This is a genomic window from Pseudomonas sp. R1-15 (genome assembly GCF_051132085.1).
In the GTDB taxonomy this organism is placed as follows: Bacteria; Pseudomonadota; Gammaproteobacteria; order Pseudomonadales; family Pseudomonadaceae; genus Aquipseudomonas.
The window spans coordinates 1,830,836-1,847,500 of record NZ_CP071660.1 but is presented as its reverse complement, the minus strand read 5'-3'; the positions used below and the strand labels follow the sequence as shown (position 1 = coordinate 1,847,500).

General features: G+C 61.6%; 20 protein-coding genes (1 of these 20 running past the window's edge). 13 read left to right on the top strand and 7 right to left on the bottom strand.

What is annotated here, in order from left to right:
* On the top strand, positions 1–403 hold the 3' portion of the coding sequence (rhtA, locus tag J3P97_RS08475; protein ID WP_434569277.1) for a threonine/homoserine exporter RhtA. The gene continues 485 nt to the left of window position 1, outside the view; the window shows 403 of its 888 coding nt (coding positions 486–888); its start codon lies off the left edge, out of view; the stop codon is at positions 401–403.
* 167 nt (positions 404–570) lie between these two features.
* Positions 571–852: a hypothetical protein gene (locus tag J3P97_RS08470; protein WP_434569278.1), complete on the top strand. Its 282-nt coding sequence runs from the start codon at positions 571–573 to the stop codon at positions 850–852.
* An 8-nt stretch (positions 853–860) separates the two neighbouring features.
* Here J3P97_RS08470 and J3P97_RS08465 read toward each other — a convergent pair whose 3' ends face one another.
* Positions 861–1,430: a TetR/AcrR family transcriptional regulator gene (locus J3P97_RS08465; RefSeq protein ID WP_434673902.1), complete on the bottom strand. Its 570-nt coding sequence runs from the start codon at positions 1,428–1,430 to the stop codon at positions 861–863.
* 89 nt (positions 1,431–1,519) lie between these two features.
* On the opposite strand from J3P97_RS08465, the gene J3P97_RS08460 reads away from it, so the two are divergent.
* Positions 1,520–2,248, top strand: coding sequence for an SDR family oxidoreductase (locus J3P97_RS08460; protein WP_434673901.1), 729 nt, complete (start codon positions 1,520–1,522; stop codon positions 2,246–2,248).
* A 32-nt stretch (positions 2,249–2,280) separates the two neighbouring features.
* Positions 2,281–2,871: a 2-hydroxychromene-2-carboxylate isomerase gene (locus J3P97_RS08455; RefSeq protein ID WP_434603360.1), complete on the top strand. Its 591-nt coding sequence runs from the start codon at positions 2,281–2,283 to the stop codon at positions 2,869–2,871.
* A gap of 9 nt (positions 2,872–2,880) precedes the next feature.
* On the opposite strand, the gene J3P97_RS08450 is transcribed toward J3P97_RS08455, so the two are convergent.
* The 5 genes from J3P97_RS08450 to J3P97_RS08430 all read right to left on the bottom strand — a co-directional run bounded on the left by J3P97_RS08450 (position 2,881) and on the right by J3P97_RS08430 (position 7,523).
* Positions 2,881–4,689, bottom strand: coding sequence for an aminopeptidase P family protein (locus J3P97_RS08450; protein ID WP_434673900.1), 1,809 nt, complete (start codon positions 4,687–4,689; stop codon positions 2,881–2,883).
* 48 nt (positions 4,690–4,737) lie between these two features.
* Positions 4,738–5,904: an aminotransferase class V-fold PLP-dependent enzyme gene (locus J3P97_RS08445; RefSeq protein ID WP_434673899.1), complete on the bottom strand. Its 1,167-nt coding sequence runs from the start codon at positions 5,902–5,904 to the stop codon at positions 4,738–4,740.
* Between the two features lie 162 nt (positions 5,905–6,066).
* Positions 6,067–6,681, bottom strand: coding sequence for a LysE family translocator (locus tag J3P97_RS08440; protein WP_434673898.1), 615 nt, complete (start codon positions 6,679–6,681; stop codon positions 6,067–6,069).
* A 96-nt stretch (positions 6,682–6,777) separates the two neighbouring features.
* The gene (locus J3P97_RS08435; RefSeq protein WP_434603355.1) at positions 6,778–7,044 is read right to left on the bottom strand and encodes a hypothetical protein; all 267 of its coding nucleotides are present in this window, start codon (positions 7,042–7,044) and stop codon (positions 6,778–6,780) included.
* 65 nt (positions 7,045–7,109) lie between these two features.
* Positions 7,110–7,523, bottom strand: coding sequence for an antibiotic biosynthesis monooxygenase (locus tag J3P97_RS08430; protein ID WP_434625051.1), 414 nt, complete (start codon positions 7,521–7,523; stop codon positions 7,110–7,112).
* A gap of 92 nt (positions 7,524–7,615) precedes the next feature.
* Between J3P97_RS08430 and soxR the strand changes: the two genes are divergently transcribed.
* The 9 genes from soxR (at position 7,616) to J3P97_RS08385 (ending at position 14,511) form a co-directional block, all read left to right on the top strand.
* Positions 7,616–8,068 carry a redox-sensitive transcriptional activator SoxR gene (gene soxR, locus J3P97_RS08425; RefSeq protein ID WP_434673897.1) on the top strand — a complete coding sequence of 151 codons (453 nt, stop codon included), beginning with the start codon at positions 7,616–7,618 and terminating at the stop codon, positions 8,066–8,068.
* Positions 8,069–8,349: 281 nt separating this feature from the next.
* On the top strand, positions 8,350–9,564 hold the full coding sequence (locus J3P97_RS08420; RefSeq protein ID WP_434673896.1) for a PepSY-associated TM helix domain-containing protein: 1,215 nt from the start codon (positions 8,350–8,352) through the stop codon (positions 9,562–9,564).
* Complete coding sequence (locus J3P97_RS08415; RefSeq protein ID WP_305495975.1) at positions 9,561–10,103, top strand: thiamine pyrophosphate-binding protein; 543 nt, start codon at positions 9,561–9,563, stop codon at positions 10,101–10,103. Before J3P97_RS08420 ends, J3P97_RS08415 begins: the two co-directional genes overlap by 4 nt.
* Complete coding sequence (locus J3P97_RS08410) at positions 10,100–10,426, top strand: hypothetical protein (RefSeq protein ID WP_434569290.1); 327 nt, start codon at positions 10,100–10,102, stop codon at positions 10,424–10,426. The genes J3P97_RS08415 and J3P97_RS08410 overlap by 4 nt, the downstream gene beginning before the upstream one ends.
* Positions 10,423–11,004, top strand: coding sequence for a DUF6162 family protein (locus J3P97_RS08405; protein WP_434673895.1), 582 nt, complete (start codon positions 10,423–10,425; stop codon positions 11,002–11,004). Before J3P97_RS08410 ends, J3P97_RS08405 begins: the two co-directional genes overlap by 4 nt.
* Positions 11,005–11,039: 35 nt before the next feature.
* Positions 11,040–11,969: a metal ABC transporter substrate-binding protein gene (locus tag J3P97_RS08400; protein WP_434569292.1), complete on the top strand. Its 930-nt coding sequence runs from the start codon at positions 11,040–11,042 to the stop codon at positions 11,967–11,969.
* Positions 11,966–12,718: a metal ABC transporter ATP-binding protein gene (locus tag J3P97_RS08395; RefSeq protein ID WP_434673894.1), complete on the top strand. Its 753-nt coding sequence runs from the start codon at positions 11,966–11,968 to the stop codon at positions 12,716–12,718. The genes J3P97_RS08400 and J3P97_RS08395 overlap by 4 nt, the downstream gene beginning before the upstream one ends.
* Complete coding sequence (locus J3P97_RS08390; RefSeq protein ID WP_434569294.1) at positions 12,718–13,617, top strand: metal ABC transporter permease; 900 nt, start codon at positions 12,718–12,720, stop codon at positions 13,615–13,617. The genes J3P97_RS08395 and J3P97_RS08390 overlap by 1 nt, the downstream gene beginning before the upstream one ends.
* On the top strand, positions 13,618–14,511 hold the full coding sequence (locus J3P97_RS08385; protein WP_434673893.1) for a metal ABC transporter solute-binding protein, Zn/Mn family: 894 nt from the start codon (positions 13,618–13,620) through the stop codon (positions 14,509–14,511).
* 946 nt (positions 14,512–15,457) lie between these two features.
* On the opposite strand, the gene prpF is transcribed toward J3P97_RS08385, so the two are convergent.
* A complete protein-coding gene (prpF, locus tag J3P97_RS08380) occupies positions 15,458–16,648 on the bottom strand; it encodes a 2-methylaconitate cis-trans isomerase PrpF (protein WP_434673892.1) in 1,191 nt (396 codons plus the stop codon).
* Between the last annotated feature and the right edge of the window lie 17 nt (positions 16,649–16,665).

The window sequence follows — 16,665 nt, the reverse complement described above, 5'->3', positions numbered from 1 at the left end:
CCTGTATATCCTGTTTGGCCAGAAGGCCGGTGCGGACAATGGTGTGCAGACCGCTGCGCTCGGCGTCATGATCGCAGCCTTGTTCGTAGCCCCCATCGGCATCGTGCATGCCGGGACCGCTTTGCTGACCCCGAGCCTCATCCCTGTCGCCATTGGCGTCGCCATTCTGTCAACCGCCCTGCCCTACACGTTGGAAATGATCTCACTCACCCGCATACCAGCCCGCACCTTCGGCACACTGATGAGCGTCGAGCCTGCGGTCGGCGCGCTATCGGGGCTGCTGTTTCTCCAGGAGTATCTGTCCCTGGCCCAATGGGCAGCCATAACCTGCATCATCCTCGCGTCGATCGGCGCTACGTTGACCATGGGCGACTCTGCCAAGCCCGCCATTGCCGCAGATTGATAACGTTCTAACGCAGGTCTGGTATTTATCGCGCATTTAGGCCATGTTTAGCCCCGTAACCTAATGTCAGACATGGATTTTTTCGTACAGGATGTCATGAACGCTTGAAGCGAAAGCGAACGCAGCCGTACGTAGACATAAGATCCGCGGCGGCATTAAGGACGGGAATGAAACGAATCTTGATACTGATCGCCGTACTAGCGGTTACGGGCTGCGCGGCGACGTCGAAAACCGAAGTCAAACGCGGAAAAAAAGGCCTGCATATCAACTGCTCCGGCCTGTCCTCTTCCTGGGACCAGTGCAGGGCCAGCGCCGCCAACTCATGCGCGCCCAAAGGTTACAAAATCATCGCCAAATCAGGTGACGCCGTTGAGGAGCCAGGAGATTATCCTTTCGGGCTCAATCCAGCCGGATACACCAGCCGCAGCATGATCGTCATCTGCAAATAGGCGGCGCTTCAGTTGGACTGTCGTTCGGCCAGGCGATGGCTGATCTCGTCATGGCTGGACCTGAGAACCTCCTGCTGGAGCTCAGGCGCTGCCAGCATTCGCGCAATAACCAGCGCACCCACGCATTGAGACAGGATCGCCCAAGCCAGGCTATCGCTCTCAAGTATCCGCGCCCAGCTTTCGTGCAGGCGGCAGATCCAGCTTTGCGCGGCCTCACGCACCGATATATCCGAACGCGCAATCTCAGCCCCCAGAACCGGCAAGGCGCAGCCAGCCTCGGGTTGTTCGACATGGCTCATGCTCAGGTACTGCTTGAGGCAACGCTCCAGTTTCACCGAGTCCATGACGCCGTTACCACTCAAGCGCTCCAGGCTCTGGCTCAACTCGCGCTCGACGATCGCCTTGAATAGCTCATCCTTGGATGAGAAATGGCTGTAGAACGCCCCGCCGCTAAGACCGATCGCCTTCATCAGGCCATCTACCCCTACCGTCGAAAATCCTGATTTCTTGGCCGACATGGCACTGCTGGTCAGCAGTTTCTCTCGGGTTTCCATCTTGTGATTGGCTGAATAACGCATGTGCTTGCCTCTGGATGCTCATCTTGACGCTCGGCGAATCTTAGCATAACGTCCGTTTAGCTAACGACCGTTTACCAATGAGGCCAATCATGAATAACAAGAAGGTTGTACTGGTAGTGGGAGCTGGCGATGCTACTGGTGGCGCGATAGCCCGGCGTTTCGCTCGGGAAGGCTTCGTGGCCTGCGTCACTCGCCGCAACGCTGACAAGCTCGAAGCTTTGGTCGATGAAATCCGTACCCAGGGCGGTGAAGCCCACGGTTTTGCCTGCGACGCACGCAAGGAAGATGATGTGATCGCACTGATCGAGCAAATCGAGGAGCAGGTTGGCCCGATCGAAGCCTTCGTATTCAACATCGGCGCCAACGTGCCTTGCAGCATTCTCGAAGAGACGGCTCGCAAATATTTCAAGATTTGGGAAATGGCCTGCTTTTCAGGTTTCCTCAATGCTCGAGAAGTAGCCAGGCGCATGGTCAAACGTCAGCGCGGCACGATCCTGTTTACTGGCGCCACGGCAGGCTTGCGCGGGGCATCAGGGTTCGCCGCATTTGCGGGGGCCAAACATGGCATCCGGGCCTTGGCCCAGAGCATGGCGCGAGAATTGGGGCCGATGAATATTCATGTAGCCCATGTGGTGGTGGATGGCGCCATCGACACCGACTTCATCCGCGATAATTTCCCGGAAAAATACGCAACCAGGGCCGAAGACGGCATCCTCGACCCGGAGCACATCGCCGAAAACTATTGGTACCTGCATACCCAGCCCCGTGATGCCTGGACCTTCGAACTGGATCTACGCCCCTGGAACGAACGTTGGTAAGTCTCCCTCACAACAATAAGAGAAACGTAGCCATGAACAGATCCGTCGAGTTTTTTTTCGACCTGGGCAGCCCGACCACCTACCTGGCCTATACCCAATTGCCCGCGCTCTGCGCCGAAACCCATAGCGAGCTCATCTATCGCCCCATGCTCCTGGGAGGCGTATTCAAGGCCACGGGCAACGCGTCGCCCGTTACCGTGCCGGCCAAGGGGCCTTATCTGTTCCAGGACTTGAACCGTTTCGCCAAGCGCTACGGTGTCGACTTCAAGCTCAACCCGCATTTTCCAATAAACACATTGCTATTGATGCGCGCCGTCACGGGCATGCAACTGCGTCATCCGGATCGTTTCGAGACTTTCACGAGCTGTCTGTTCCGGGCGCTCTGGGTGAATGCCCGCAACCTCAACGACCCGGCAACAGTCGCGGCCGTGCTGGACGAAGGGGGTTTCGACCCTGCCTATGTGCTTGCCCTTACAGCCGACGAGCAGGTCAAGGAAACACTAAGGAGCACAACCGAAGAGGCCGTGCGCCGAGGTGTGTTCGGTGCGCCGAGCATGTTTGTCGGCAACGAGATGTTCTTTGGCCAGGATCGCCTGGACTTCGTCCGTGAAGCCCTCGGCTGACCCTATGCTTCAGATTGCCGCTGTCCGTGTGTTCAGCCATTGCAGCGCAGCGCCATCGAGCAGCGGACTCAAGCGACGCTGAACCTCGCCGTGGTAGGCGTTGAGCCAGTCCTTTTCGTCCTGGGTCAGCAACGACGGCTCAAGGCAGCGGGTGTCTATCGGGCACAGCGTCAGGGTTTCGAATGCGAGGAACTCGCCGAACTCGCTGCTGCCCGCCTCACGGTTCAACACCAGGTTCTCGATGCGAACACCCCAGCGGCCCGGGCGATAAGTACCCGGCTCGATGGAGGTGATCATGCCCGGCTGCATGGCGGTCTGGGGCGCGGCAGCAGCCTGATAGGCAATGACCTGCGGCCCTTCGTGAACGTTAAGGAAATAACCGACACCGTGGCCGGTGCCATGACCGTAATCCACCTGTTCAGCCCAGATCGGCGCCCTGGCGATGGCATCCAGCAGAGGCGACAGAATGCCCTTGGGGAATTTGGCCCTGGACAAGGCGATCACACCTTTGAGCACGCGGGTGCAGTCACGCTTCTGCTCCGACGTCGGTGTCCCGACCGGCACCATGCGAGTGATATCGGTGGTACCGCCAAGGTACTGGCCGCCCGAATCGATCAACAGCAAGCCATCGCCCTCAATGATCGCGTGCGCCTCTTCCGTGGCATGATAATGAGGCATCGCGCCATTGGCATTAAACGCTGCGATAGTGTTGAAGCTCAAGGAGACGAACTCCGGCCGGCGCTTGCGCGCTGCGGTCAGGTGCTCATCGATAGTCAGTTCAGTGATGCGCTCATGGCCCCAGGCACTTTCCAGCCAGGCAAAAAATTCGCAGAGCGCCGCTCCGTCCTGCTCCATGGCTCGACGGATGTGCTCGGCATCAGCCGGGCTTTTGCGCGATTTGGCCAGTGTCGTGGGGTTGAGCCCTTCGACGAGTTTCACGCCGCTGTCCAGATTGTCCAGCAAGCCGACCGTGACCCGGGCCGGATCGACCTGCAGGCTCGCGCCGCTCGGCACTTCACGCAATGCAGTGGCCACTTCGCTGTAGTCGCGCAGCGTTACGCTGTCTTGCTCAAGAACAGAACGCAGCGCAGCGTCGACCTTGTTCAAATCCACAAACAGCGTCGCCTGTTGCTGGCTGATCAGGGCAAAGGATACGAATACCGGATTGAATGACACATCCGCGCCGCGCAGGTTGAACAGCCAGGCGATGTCGTCCAGGGTGGCGATGAAATGCCAATCCGCAGCACGCTCCTTCAGGGCTTCGCGCAACTGGGCGATTTTCTCGACACGACCGATCGTGGCTTGCGGCGGCAAATGCGCGTAGACCGGTTGATCAGGCAAGCTCGGACGATCGGTCCAGGCTTGTGCGAGCAGATCGATGTCGGTGCGCAACCGTGCGCCACGCTCTTGCAACTTGCTGCTCAGGGTCCGCGCCGATGCCACCGCCATGACCGCCCCATCGACCGCTACCGCGCCCCCTTCAGGCGTGTTTTCGGCCAGCCACTCCAACGGCCCGGGCTTTCCGGGGATGAGTTTGACCAGCTCGATGCCGCTGCCTTCCAGTTCCCAGGTGGCTTGTTCCCAGTAACGACTGTCCGCCCAGACCCCGGCGAAATCCGCGGTCACGATCAATGTACCGACCGAGCCATGGAACCCGGACAACCATTGGCGCCCTTGCCAGTACCCCGGCAGATACTCCGAAAGATGCGGGTCTGCGGAAGGCACCAACAGCGCATGGATGCCCTCCTGCCTCATCAATTGGCGAATTCGGGCCAGGCGCTGGGGAACCTGTCCCGGGATCGAAGGCTGGGTACTCATCATCACTCCTGCTAATCAATTTATTGTTCGATGCCGAATTTGTTCGGCTCAGGGGGTTGCCGCCCAGAAGGCCGGCGCGGCAACACAGGCGGCCTTGATCAACCGCACCGCCTCATCAATATCCCGTTCGCTGGTAAAGCGGCCCAGGCTCAAACGAATGGTCCGCCCGGCCGCGCGTACATCATGCCCAAGGGCGAGCAACACGTGGGATGGGGTGTTTTGCGCCGAGTTGCAAGCCGAGGTCGCGGAGAATGCCATCGATGCGCCCAGCGTCGCCGGGTTGAACTCACCTTCGTTGAACGTCAGGCTCACCGTATGGGGAATGCGACAGTTGGCACTGCCATTCATACACACACCGGGCAAAGCCAGCAAAGGTTCAAGCAAACGATTGCGCAGTCGGGCGATGTCGGCGAGCTCTTCATCAAAGGACTGCGCCGCCAGCTCGAATGCCGCGCCCATCGCGGCAATCTGATGAGTCGCCAAGGTCCCGGAGCGCAAGCCACCTTCATGACCGCCGCCATGGATCTGGGCCGAAAGCCGCGGGCGCGCGCGATCACCGACGTAAAGTGCGCCGATCCCCTTGGGGCCGTAGATCTTGTGTGCAGAAAACGACATCAGGTCCACCGGCCACCGGGCCAGGTCGATGCTCACTTTTCCAGCACCCTGGGCCGCGTCCATATGAAACAACGCGCCATGCTCTCGAACGATCTCGCCAATGGCGATGGCGTCATTGACGGTGCCCAACTCGTTATTGACCAGCATCAGCGACACCAGGAAAGTGTCTTCGCGGAGCGCCTCGCGAACCGCTTGCGGGTTGATCAGGCCATCGGCGCCCGGCGCCAGCCAGGTTACCGCGACGCCACTTTCTTCGAGCTGCCTGACCGTATCGAGAACGGCCTTGTGTTCGATCAGGCTGGTAATGACGTGGCCGCCACGCGCTTCACGCGCCTGGGCCACGCCCTTGAGGGCCAGGTTATTGGATTCGGTGGCGCCGGAAGTCCAGACGATTTGTCCGGCCTGAGCCCCCACCAACCGAGCCACCTGCTGGCGCGCCAGTTCCACCGAGCGCCGGGCCTCCTGGCCGAAGGCATGGGAGCTGGAGGCCGGGTTACCGAAGTTACCGTCGAAACCCAGGCATTGGACCATGACCTGGATCACCCGCTCGTCCACCGGGGTGGTCGCGGCGTAATCAAAATACAAAGGACGCTTATTCATAAGGAAGCTCGCAGAATCTGTTCCAAGACCAGATGCCCTCGTTGGGTTCGAGACATAGCTTTAACTGATCAAGACCTTAAAAGAAGTCGGACTTCATTTAAAAGTGCGTAGGAACGCTCCTGAAACAGCGAGCTTAGCAGGCATCGCGTTGAAGCTCAGCCCTTAACTCACGCTTTCGAGCAACAACGGATACAGCGACGCGACCAACAGCAGCGCCATGCCCCAGTTGAAGACACGCAGCCACCGGCGATCCTGCAACAAGTTGCGCAGCAGGCTGCCGCAGACTACCCACAGGCTGACGCTAGGCAGGTTGATCAACGCAAACACCGCCGCGATCACCACCACATTGAAAAAGTAACCTTGCAGAGGCGTATAGGTGCTGATGGCGCCGATGGCCATGATCCAGGCCTTTGGGTTGACCCATTGGAACGCTGCTGCGCCCCAGTAGCTGATCGGCTTGTTCTCACCCGCGCCATCGTCCGAGACGGGACCGGAGTGGGCGATTTTCCAGGCCAGGTATATCAGATATGCCGCACCGACGTAGCGCAGCACGGTGTAGAGCAGCGGATATGTCTGGAACACCGCGCCCAGCCCAAGGCCCACCGCCAGGACCAGGGAAAAGAAGCCGCAAGTGATGCCGAGCATGTGCGGGATGGTCCGGTTGAAGCCGAAATTCACACCCGAGGCCAGCAACATGGTGTTGTTGGGGCCGGGCGTTATCGAGGTCACCAGGGCAAACAGGGCGAAGCCCAGCAGCAGGTCAAGCGAGAGGGTCATGGCAGGTCAATCCGTCGGGGCAGTCAGGAGTTGACCCTACCCCACGTCCCGGCGCAAACCCATGGACAGTTAGGCAAAACTTCTGGCGGTACAGTCTCAGCTCGACCGGCCCGGTGCCTGGACTGTCTGCTCGGCGCTCATCTCGCCGCGCTCGTCGAAGCCGACGTTTTTCTGCGAAGGGCCGAGCAGTTCGGCTTTCTTCGCATGGTATTCATCAAACGAAAGCCCCCGGCGATTCAAGGCTTCGAGGGCCAGCTCACGGGATTCCTCGGCGGTGTAAGGACGCAGCTCCGGGGACGACGAAGCGCAACCGCTCAATACGGTGACAGTCAACAGCAACAAGACAGCAAGGATACGATTCATGGCGGATGTCCGATGTTCAGTTGGGCGATGAACAAAGGCTACCCGCCGGCACTTGGCGGCAGAAATCAACGCTTTTGATAATGGGTATCGCCCTCTCGGATCTCCCGTTGCGCTTGGTTGACCAACGGGCAATGCAACGCATCGTCCAGGCTGCGCTCGATGTTGCGCAGCACCTGGAACGAGCCAAACGTCACCGCTTTGGCCCGATGCGCCTGGATGAACTGCCAGAAACTTTCCTCACCATTCTCAACGCTGCGGAACGCCGCTTCACCCGCCTCGCGGGTTTGCCATTGCAGGTAATTAAGCACCCGACGCCCGTCCTCGCTGACCTGGATACTGGCATTGAGGAAACCCGAATGATCACGAGCCAGGCGCTCGGTCTGCGCTGACAGGGCGTTGACCAGCGTCTGCTGCCACTGAGGCTCGATGTCGAACTCGATCAACTGCGTGAAGCTGCGATGACCACTTGGCGATTGCATGAAAAGTCCCCCGTTCAGGTAAGGCGGATCTTGCGATCCAAAGGCCTGCAGGGTAAAACCTCCAGTTAAGTCAAGGTCAAGCGGTGATTCAGGTGACGACGTCCATCAACATTCACAAGGAACTGACCGTCGGCCAAGTGGCCGCCCGCAGCGGCGTGGCGGTCACCGCGCTGCACTTCTATGAAACCAAGGGCCTGATCAAAAGCACGCGCAACCCGGGCAACCAACGTCGTTACCCCCGGGCCGTCCTACGGCGCGTGGCGCTGATCAAAGTCGCCCAGCGCCTGGGCATCTCCCTGGCGGAAATTGGCGAGGCGCTGAAAAACCTGCCGGACAACCGTGCGCCCACGGCGGCCGACTGGAAGACCCTGTCAGCGCAGTGGAGCCGGAACCTGGATGACCGGATCAACCAACTGATCGCATTGCGAGACCGGCTCGACGGTTGCATCGGCTGCGGTTGCCTGTCGATGGAACATTGCCCGCTGCGCAACCAGGGTGATGTGCTTGGCAAGCGTGGGCCAGGGGCGCATTTGCTGGAACCCTGAGACGTTCGTCGGCCTATGAGTCCCGCCGTGGTTGCCTGGAAGATGCTAGGGGCCGCTGCGCGACCCAGCGGGAGCGAGCTCCCTCGCCACCGGAAGACCGAGCGCCTGTTCGAGAACGCGAAACATTTTCTTTCATCTTCCCTTTCAGGATTCCGGCTGCTCGTTCGTCTTAATTAGATGCAGCAGGCCGCGTCGGCAAAAGCCACGGCCGGCTTTTCCAGGTTTCATGGCGTTGCGAAGCCCGCGACACGGAACCTTTCATCGAATCAAGACGCTCAATCATGTCGAAGAAGTCCCGCTCCAAACTCTGGTTCCTGGTTCACAGCTGGCTGGCGTTGCCCATCTGGTTTTTCGTTCTGATCGTTTGCGTCACCGGTACGCTGGCGGTGGTCAGCCAGGAGATCGTCTGGCTGGTCAATCCGGAAATGCGCGCCAGCAAGCCCGCCGATGATGCGCCGTTGCTCAGCTACGACCAGGTCGTTGCCGCCATCAAGCAAGCCCAGCCCCTGACTCAGGTGCAAAACATTGTGCGTCCGGACGAGTCGCACTTCGCCCTGGAGGTCAAGGTCACCTACCCCGACGGTCGCCCCGACACTGTGTACGTCAACCCCTACAGCGGCGTCATCCAGGGCTCGGCACCGGCATTCAACTTCAGGGGGTTCACCCGTGCATTGCATGGCTGGTGGCTGGTGCCGTTCACCAACGGCTACAGCTGGGGCTGGTACCTGGTGTCCTTCCTCGGCCTGCCGATGCTCGCGTCGTTGGTGACCGGGCTGGTTGTCTATAAACGTTTCTGGAAAGGTTTTTTCAGCCCGACCCTGCGTATTCGCCACGGGGCCCGCATTTTCTGGGGCGATTTCCATCGGCTCAGCGGCATCTGGTCGATCTGGTTCATTGCCGTCATTTCCATCACCGGCACCTGGTTCCTGATCGAGGCCACGCTGGCCGATAACGGCATTTCCATCTCCAGTGCTCCGGTCGTCCCCGTGGTGGCCCGGGAAAACGTTCCGCTGTCGACGGGTGGTACGCCTCCGCCGCAACTGAACCTGGACCGCGCCATCGAAATTGCCCAGCAGCGGATCCCGGGCCTGGAAGCGAGTTTCGTCAGCCTGCCCGGCAATGCCTACAGCCATCTGGAAGTCGGCGGACGCGGCTGGTATCCGCTGATGTACCAGACGGCGACCATCAATCCCTACAACGGTGATGTCGACGCTTCCCGATTGTTGTCGGACCGCACGGCGCTGGAGTTCGTGACCGAATCCATGCGCCCGCTGCACACCGGGGATTTCGGTGGCCTCTGGATCAAGCTCATCTGGTGTTTCTTCGGCCTGGTGTTGAGCATGATGGTCCTCAGCGGCCTGCTGATCTGGACCAAACGCACGGCCCTGGCGACCGCCAACGCACTCAAGCGCAACCAGAAACCTGTGCGGCCAGCCCAAACCACGCCGCAACTGCAGCCTTCCATGCACCGTGACTCACCGGAGGGCAGCCTGTGAACCCGTCCACTACGACAACATCACCGTCACGCCTGGGCCAGTTCTGGCATAAATGGCGCTTCCATATCAACGTGCTGTTGCTGCTGATTCCCCTGGGTTTCATGCCCAAGTACTTGTCGGAGGCCGCGTTGTTCCGGGGCGACGGCGGGCTTGGCGAGCGGGAAGTCGGCGAAGTCCAAGTGGGGCCCTGGAGCTTGCGCCTGGCGGAGTTTCGCAACGAAGCGCCACGGACCCAGGGCCCCGCCGGGCCGATGAAACACTTCAACGCCGCCCTTTGCCAGCGCTGCATCAGCGAGGTTAAAGCCACCTATCTGCGCATCGGCAAGCCCCGCAGCCTGCGGGCCGCCGGGGTGATTTTTTTCGGCTCGCCCTATCGCATGGGCGCCTTGTTGCCGGTGCCGAAAAAGACCCAGCCAGACGCCGAACTGTGGATCACCCTCGAAGGCTGGGACGGCTCGATGCATCAAGCTTCCATCCCCCTGAGCCAGGCCTCGCCGGCCACCGTCGCCTGGTTGCAATCCCAAGGAGCCCGACCATGAACCTCCGCGCCTCTTTCAACAGCCTGGCGCTGCTGCTCTGCGCAGGCTTGAGCACCAGCGCCCTGGCCCACAACCCAATGTGCGAATGCAAGGCTATCGACGCTGAACAGATCCAGTGTACTGGCGGTTTTTCCGATGGCAGCGGCGCCCCCGGAGTGACGCTGGACGTGATCGGCTACGACGAAACCATCCTGGTCCCTGGCAAGCTCGGCGCCGACTCGACGTTGACCTTCAAGAAACCCAACGCCGAGTTCTACGTACTTTTTGACGCCGGCCCCGGCCACGTCGTGGAAATCGACCAAGCCGACATCGAGGCCCCATGAGCGCACCCACCACCCAGGTCATCCGCCCCGCCGGTGCCGGCCACGAAACCCTGTATGTATTGTTGCTGTGCATGATTATCCTGCTGGGCGCCGGTTCGGTCGTAGCCTGGCATGGGGAAACCCGGGATGTTGCCCACCTGGACGCCCATCAGCTGGACGCACGCCGCGACCTCAGCGCCGCCGAGCAAGGCATTTATGCCGATCTGCGGGTGACACTGGATGAGATCCGGATCCTGCGCGAGAGCGAGCCGGCCCTCCCCGGCCCGCAAGCCCTGGCCGATGAAGGCTTCGCCCCGTTCGCCCAAGACGCCAGTTCCGTCAGCCGCGGCGGCCACGCCTGGCAATTGCTGGCAGACCGAGCCTACTTCGGCGCGAGCGCCAATTCGTCCGTCGCAGGCTCCTTTCTGATGCGCATCAGCGAAGTGCCCGGCGCGTCCCCGGACATCTGGCTCAACCGCGGGAACCCTCCAACCACCCCTACCCCTGCCATGTTGGACGACGCCGCTTTGTCCGCCGCTGGCTGGCAACAGATCGTCGCGCAATTCGACGCTGGCGTAACCCGCCAGCATCGGCATTGACCCCACGCCTTCACTCCAGAGAAGACCGCTTGCCCATGTCTATTGCACCTTCACGCCGCCCCTTGCTGCGCCTGCTGCTGATTGGCCTGCTCGCCTGCCTGTTCACTCCCATGGCCAGCGCCGAAACGGCCAAGCGCCTGCGCATCGGCATCACCCTGCACCCTTATTACAGCTACGTGGCCAACATCGTCGGCGACAAGGCCGAGGTGGTGCCGTTGATCCCGGCCGGCTTCAACCCTCACGCCTATGAACCCCGCGCCGAGGACATAAAGCGCATCGGCGGGCTTGATGTGATCGTGCTCAACGGCGTGGGTCACGACGATTTCGCCGACCGCATGATCGCCGCCAGCGAAACCCCGGACGTGAAGGTGATCGAGGCCAACGAGAACGTTCCCTTGCTCGCCGCCACCGGAACCGCGGCGCGGGGCGCGGGTAAAGTCGTCAATCCGCATACGTTCCTGTCCATCAGCGCCTCCATTGCCCAGGTCAACAACATCGCCCGGGAACTGGGCAAGCTCGACCCGGACAACGCCAAGACCTACACGCAGAACGCCCGGGCCTACGGCAAGCGCCTGCGGCAGATGCGCGCCGCCGCCCTGGCCAAGCTGACCCAGGCGCCGAACGCCGAGCTGCGGGTCGCCACGGTACACGCCGCCTACGATTACCTGCTGCGCGAATTCGGCCTGGAAGTGACTGCCGTGGTCGAACCGGCCCATGGCATCGAGCCAAGCCCCAGCCAGTTGAAAAAGACCATCGACCAGCTGCGTGAGCTGGACGTGAAGGTGATTTTCTCGGAGATGGATTTCCCATCCACCTACGTCGACACCATCCAGCGTGAATCGGGAGTGAAGCTGTACCCGCTGTCGCACATTTCCTACGGCGACTACAGCGCCGAGAAATACGAAAAGGAAATGACCGGCAACCTCGACACCGTGGTCCGGGCGATCCAGGAGTCCGGCGCATGACGGCTCAGGAACCCCTCATCCAGCAACATGTCGGCCCGATGATCGAGTTCGCCCACATCAGCCTGAATCTTGGGCGCACCGCGATTCTCGACAATGTGGCCTTTCAGGTACAAGCCGGCAGCATCCATGCACTGGTCGGCCCCAACGGCGGCGGCAAGAGTTCGCTGATCAAGACCTTGCTTGGACAGATGCCGCACCAGGGGCGCTTGAGCCTGCAATGGCCGGGCGAACCCGGCGTCATCGGCTACGTGCCCCAGGCGCTGGAATTCGACCGGGGCCTGCCCATGACGGTGGACGACTTCATGGCGGCCATGTGTCAGCGGCGCCCCGCCTTCCTCGGTTTGAGCAAGCATTATGCTGACGCCATTGGTCAGGCCCTCGAGCGGGTCGGCATGCAGGACAAGCGCAAGCGGCGCATGGGCGCGCTGTCCGGCGGCGAGCGTCAGCGGGTATTGCTGGCCCAGGGATTGATTCCGCCACCGCAACTGCTGGTACTGGATGAACCCATGTCGGCTTTGGACGAGGCCGGCATCCAGGTATTCGAACGCTTGCTGCAGGACTGGCGCCAGGCCGGCATTACCGTGCTCTGGATCGAACACGACCTGGAAGCCGTCGGGCGTCTGGCCGATCGCGTCACCGGGCTGAATCGACGGGTGTTGTTCGACGGCCCGCCGCGCCAGACCTTGACCCCGGAACGGCTGCTGACGCTGTTTTCGACCCATCCACGTGCCAACGGGAGCGCCATCTGATGAGTTATGAAGCCTTCCGCCTGATGGTCCAGGGTTGGGCCTCCTCCGGTTACCTGCCCGAGGCGCTGGCCTATGGTTTTGTGGTCAACGCCTTGCTGGCCGGGCTGTTGATCGGCCCGGTGCTGGGCGGCCTCGGCACGCTGGTGGTGGTCAAGCGCTTTGCGTTTTTCTCCGAAGCGGTGGGCCATGCGGCCTTGACCGGCGTGGCCGTCGGCATCCTGCTCGGCGAACCCTACACCGGGCCCTACGGCAGCCTGTTCGGCTACTGCCTGCTGTTCGGCATCCTGCTCAATTACCTGCGCAACCGCACCGGCCTGGCCCCGGATACGTTGATCGGCGTCTTCCTCTCGGTGTCCCTGGCCCTGGGCGCGAGCCTGCTGCTGATCCTGGCGGGCAAGATCAATGTGCACATCCTGGAAAACGTGCTGTTCGGCTCGGTGCTGACGGTCAACGGCAATGATCTCGCGGTGCTGGCGGTGGTCGGTTCGCTGGTGATGGCGCTGGCGCTGCCGCTGTACAACCGGATCATGCTTGCCAGCTTCAACCCGCAGCTGGCGGCGGTACGCGGGGTGGCGGTCAAGACGCTGGACTATCTGTTCGTGGTCCTGGTGACGCTGATCACTGTGGCGGCGGTGAAAGTCATCGGCGCGATCCTGGTGGGTGCGTTGCTGGTGATTCCGGCCGCGGCCGCGCGTTTGCTCAGCCAATCGTTGAAAGGTTTTTTCTGGTGTTCGGTGCTGATCGCGACCGTCAGCACTTTATGCGGGATCCTGGCGCCGATCGTTTTCGACCTGCCGATCCCGTCCGGTGCCGCGATCATTCTGGTGGCCGGCATCGCCTTCGCCCTGAGCGCCATCGCCCGTGGCGTCGTCCCCCATCTGAAAGGGAATCTTGGATAAATGGTTTTTTCATTACGACAACTGGTCTGGGCTCTAGCCCTCGGCGGCGCAGTGATTACCTCGTCGATGGCCGCCGAAAAGATCCAACTATTGGCCTCGCTGCCCGTTACCTACGGATTGGGCGAGGCCTTGCTCAAGGGCACCGACGTCAGCCTGGCCCGGGCCGCTCCGGACAATCTTCCCGGCACCCGGCAAAGCGCCTATTTCAGTGGCCGTGGCGCCCCGGCCCTGAGCAAGCTGGCCGGCGAGGCCGACGCGGTGATCGGGCTGCGTTCGCTCTGGCCGGACGATCCGCTGTACCCCATGGCCCGACGCAGCAATATCCGTATCGTTGAAATCGACGCTGCTCGTCCGGTGGACGGTGCCCTGCCCGGCATCGCCATACAACCGGGCATGACCGACGGCCTGGCGAGCCAGCCGTGGATGGCCAGCCACAATCTGGGGCGGATGGCCGACGTGATCGCTGCTGATCTGGTGCGCCTCGTCCCGGCGAACAAACCGAAAATCGATGCCAACCTGGCGGCACTCAAGCAGCGCCTGCTCAAGCTCAGCGCCGATAGTGAAAAGCGCCTCGCCAGCGCTGACAACCTGAGCGTGGTCAGCCTGAGCGAGCACTTCGGTTACTTGATCAGTGGCTTGAACCTGGATGGCATCAACACTGATGCCCGCCCCGACGCCGAATGGACAGCCGAAGCCCTGAAGCAGCTGACAGCCACGCTCAAGGAGAACGATGTCGCGCTGGTGCTGCATCACCGACAGCCGCCGGAAGCTGTGAAAGCGGCCATCGTCGAAGGCGGTAGCCAACTGCTGGTGCTGAGCAGCGACGGTGCCGATCCGGTGGCGGAACTGGAAAATAACGTGGGGCTGGTCGTCACCGCACTGACGAAAGGTTGACAGCCATCCCCGATGGGAGCGAGCCTGCTCGCGAAGGCGCCGGCACATCCAACATCAATGTCAGCTGACACACCGCTTTCGCGAGCAGGCTCGCTCCCACATTTGATTGAGGACGGCCCCAGGATTCCGGGCCCGCTGGGAATCCCCTGTGGGAGCGAGCTTGCTCGCGATGAGGCCAGCACATCCAACATCGACATCTGCTGACACACCGCTTTCGCGAGCAAGCTCGCTCCCACATTTTGATTGAGGGCGGACCTGGATTCCGGGCCCACTGGGCATCCCCTGTGGGAGCGAGCCTGCTCGCGAAGGCGCCGACACATCCAACATCAATGTCAGCTGACACACCGCTTTCGCGAGCAGGCTCGCTCCCACATTTTGATTGAGGGCGGACCTGGATTCCGGGCCCGCTGGAAATCCCTTGTGGGAGCGAGCCTGCTCGCGAAGGCGTCGACACATCCACCATCAATGCCAGCTGACACACCGCTTTCGCGAGCAGGCTCGCTCCCACATTTTGATTGAGGGCGGACCTGGATTCCGGGCCCACTGGAAATCCCGTGTGGGAGCGAGCCTGCTCGCGAAGGCGCCGGCACATCCACCATCAATGCCAGCTGACACACCGCTTTCGCGAGCAGGCTCGCTCCCACATTTTGATTGAGGACGGCCCCAGGATTCCGGGCCCACTGGGCATCCCCTGTGGGAGCGAGCCTGCTCGCGAAGGCGCCGACACATCCAACATTAATGTCAGCTGACACACCGCTTTCGCGAGCAGGCTCGCTCCCACATTTTGATTGAGGGCGGACCTGGATTCCGGGCCCGCTGGAAATCCCGTGTGGGAGCGAGCCTGCTCGCGAAGGCGCCGGCACATCCAACATCGATGTCAGCTGACACACCGCTTTCGCGAGCAGGCTCGCTCCCACAGGTTTTGTGTTATTTCTCAAGCAACGATTTAGAAAACATCCCCCGGCACCCGCACAAACCCTTCCATCAACACCCGCGCGCTGCGGCTCATGATGGCTTTTTTCACGGTCCATTCGCCATTGACTACGCTCGCCTCGGCGCCGACGCGCAAGGTGCCGGACGGGTGACCGAAGCGCACCGCGTTGCGTTCGACGCCACCGGCCGCGAGGTTGACCAGGGTGCCGGAAATCGCCGCGGCGGTGCCGATAGCGACAGCGGCGGTGCCCATCATGGCGTGGTGCAGCTTGCCCATGGACAACGCCCGAACCAGCAAGTCGACGTCACCCGCCGCCACGGTTTTACCGCTGGATGAAAGGTAATCCGCCGGCGGCGCGACGAACGCGACTTTCGGCGTGTGCTGGCGCTGGGCAGCTTCGTCCAGGTGCTTGATCAGGCCCATGCGCAACGCGCCATGGGCACGGATCGTTTCAAACATCGCCAGCGCCTTGGGATCGCCGTTGATGGCGCCCTGCAATTCGGTGCCGGTGTAACTGACATCCCGGGCGTCGATGAATATCGTCGGAATGCCTGCGTTGATCAGCGTCGCCTTGAGCTTGCCGACACCGGGCACTTCCAGGTCGTCCACCAGGTTGCCGGTAGGAAACATCGAACCACCGCCGCCCTCTTCCTCGGCCGCCGGGTCCATGAACTCCAGCTGCACTTCAGCGGCCGGAAAGGTCACGCCGTCGAGTTCGAAGTCACCGGTTTCCTGCACCGCGCCGTCGGTGATCGGTATATGGGCGATGATCGTCTTGCCGATGTTCGCCTGCCAGATCCGCACCACGGCCATACCGTTCTGCGGGATACGGCTGGCATCCACCAGACCGCTACCGATGGCAAACGCCCCCACCGCCGCCGACAGGTTGCCACAGTTGCCGCTCCAGTCCACGAACGGCTTGTCGATGGACACCTGGCCGAACAGGTAATCGACGTCGTGATCGGCCCGGGTGCTCTTGGACAGGATCACGGTCTTGCTGGTGCTGGACGTCGCGCCGCCCATGCCATCGATCTGCTTTTCGTACGGATCGGGGCTACCGATCACCCGCAGCAGCAGCGCATCCCGGGCCGGGCCGGGAACGCGCGCCGCTTCGGGCAGGTCTTGCAGGCTGAAGAACACGCCTTTGCTGGTGCCACCACGCATATAGGTCGCGGGGATCTTGATTTGAGGCGAGTGAGCCATGTGCTCCAACTCCTGAA

What these genes read in the sequence shown, in the direction of transcription:
- J3P97_RS08470 (WP_434569278.1), top strand. Translation starts at nt 571, where the DNA reads ATGAAACGAATCTTGATACTGATCGCCGTACTAGCGGTTACGGGCTGC.
- J3P97_RS08465 (WP_434673902.1), bottom strand. Translation starts at nt 1,430, where the DNA reads ATGCGTTATTCAGCCAATCACAAGATGGAAACCCGAGAGAAACTGCTG.
- J3P97_RS08460 (WP_434673901.1), top strand. Translation starts at nt 1,520, where the DNA reads ATGAATAACAAGAAGGTTGTACTGGTAGTGGGAGCTGGCGATGCTACT.
- J3P97_RS08455 (WP_434603360.1), top strand. Translation starts at nt 2,281, where the DNA reads ATGAACAGATCCGTCGAGTTTTTTTTCGACCTGGGCAGCCCGACCACC.
- J3P97_RS08450 (WP_434673900.1), bottom strand. Translation starts at nt 4,689, where the DNA reads ATGAGTACCCAGCCTTCGATCCCGGGACAGGTTCCCCAGCGCCTGGCC.
- J3P97_RS08445 (WP_434673899.1), bottom strand. Translation starts at nt 5,904, where the DNA reads ATGAATAAGCGTCCTTTGTATTTTGATTACGCCGCGACCACCCCGGTG.
- J3P97_RS08440 (WP_434673898.1), bottom strand. Translation starts at nt 6,681, where the DNA reads ATGACCCTCTCGCTTGACCTGCTGCTGGGCTTCGCCCTGTTTGCCCTG.
- J3P97_RS08435 (WP_434603355.1), bottom strand. Translation starts at nt 7,044, where the DNA reads ATGAATCGTATCCTTGCTGTCTTGTTGCTGTTGACTGTCACCGTATTG.
- J3P97_RS08430 (WP_434625051.1), bottom strand. Translation starts at nt 7,523, where the DNA reads ATGCAATCGCCAAGTGGTCATCGCAGCTTCACGCAGTTGATCGAGTTC.
- J3P97_RS08420 (WP_434673896.1), top strand. Translation starts at nt 8,350, where the DNA reads ATGTCGAAGAAGTCCCGCTCCAAACTCTGGTTCCTGGTTCACAGCTGG.
- J3P97_RS08410 (WP_434569290.1), top strand. Translation starts at nt 10,100, where the DNA reads ATGAACCTCCGCGCCTCTTTCAACAGCCTGGCGCTGCTGCTCTGCGCA.
- J3P97_RS08405 (WP_434673895.1), top strand. Translation starts at nt 10,423, where the DNA reads ATGAGCGCACCCACCACCCAGGTCATCCGCCCCGCCGGTGCCGGCCAC.
- J3P97_RS08400 (WP_434569292.1), top strand. Translation starts at nt 11,040, where the DNA reads ATGTCTATTGCACCTTCACGCCGCCCCTTGCTGCGCCTGCTGCTGATT.
- J3P97_RS08395 (WP_434673894.1), top strand. Translation starts at nt 11,966, where the DNA reads ATGACGGCTCAGGAACCCCTCATCCAGCAACATGTCGGCCCGATGATC.
- J3P97_RS08390 (WP_434569294.1), top strand. Translation starts at nt 12,718, where the DNA reads ATGAGTTATGAAGCCTTCCGCCTGATGGTCCAGGGTTGGGCCTCCTCC.
- J3P97_RS08385 (WP_434673893.1), top strand. Translation starts at nt 13,618, where the DNA reads ATGGTTTTTTCATTACGACAACTGGTCTGGGCTCTAGCCCTCGGCGGC.
- prpF (WP_434673892.1), bottom strand. Translation starts at nt 16,648, where the DNA reads ATGGCTCACTCGCCTCAAATCAAGATCCCCGCGACCTATATGCGTGGT.